Below are 910 nucleotides of genomic sequence, written 5' to 3' on the forward strand. Positions count from 1 at the left end.
TGCTCTGCCCCCGCACCCCCGTCGGCGGGGTCGCCGGCGGGGGTGCGGGGGCAGAGCAGTACGTCGCGCTGGTCGGCGACACCGAGCAGCAGGACGGCGCCCGGCGGCGCGGCGCCCGCGAGATAGCGGACGTTGGCGGGCAGTGACACCAGGGCGGCATCGCTGCCGGCCGCGGCGCACCGGTCACGCAGCCGCCCGCGACGGACCGCGAACACCTCTGACATGCGTCGAGCCTATGAGCGCGGGCCCGGCTCGGCGCGGTCGGCGCGTCCGACCGGGGCGCGGCGCGCCCTGCCGGTGCCACGGTGCGCCGCGCCTGACGGCCCTCGGGCTACCAGGCGGGCGGGCTCGCGATCGAGCGGGCCAGTACGTCGTCCAGCACCCGGGCCGTCGTCTCGACGTCGTACTTGGAGTTGTCGATGATCGGCAGCCCCGAGCCGTACCAGCCGGCCATGCGGCCGTGGATCCCCGCCACCTCCTCGTCGGAGAGCCTGCGGTTGCCGCTGCGCTCCGCGTTCCGCTCCAGGACGATCTCCAGGCCGGGCAGCAGGACCACGGGCAGCAGGCCGGGGCCGACGTGGCGCTTCCAGCCGCCGAGTCCGACGACCGGGCGGTCCGGGAAGACGGCGTCGTCGAGGATGCAGGAGATGCCGTTGGCGAGGAAGTTACGGGCGGCGAAGCCGCAGGTGCGGCGGGCGAGGCGGTACTGCGCCTCGGAGTGTTCGTTCCATCCCGACTGCGGGTCGGCGAAGCCGGAGCACACCCATTCGCGTACGTCGTCGAGGCTGATGTGCGCGGTGGGGACCGGGCGGCGGGCCGCCCAGTGCCGGGCGACGGTCGTCTTGCCCGCGCCGGCGGGGCCGATCAGCAGGACGGCCAGCGTGGCCGCGCCCGTACCGCTGTCGGCGGG

The 910-nt window shown here is 75.7% G+C and carries 2 protein-coding genes; both read right to left on the reverse strand.

The window, feature by feature from the left end; translation table 11 throughout:
• A partial coding sequence (locus tag BHU15_RS37595) for an aminopeptidase P family N-terminal domain-containing protein (protein ID WP_171908541.1) occupies positions 1-224 on the reverse strand: 224 nt, incomplete at its 3' end.
• Between the two features lie 107 nt (positions 225-331).
• Positions 332-910, reverse strand: a 579-nt coding sequence (locus BHU15_RS37600) for an AAA family ATPase (protein ID WP_069631152.1), incomplete at its 5' end; no start/stop codon positions are given.

The organism is Streptomyces niveus (genome assembly GCF_001723055.1).
Lineage (GTDB): Bacteria > Actinomycetota > Actinomycetes > Streptomycetales > Streptomycetaceae > Streptomyces > Streptomyces niveus.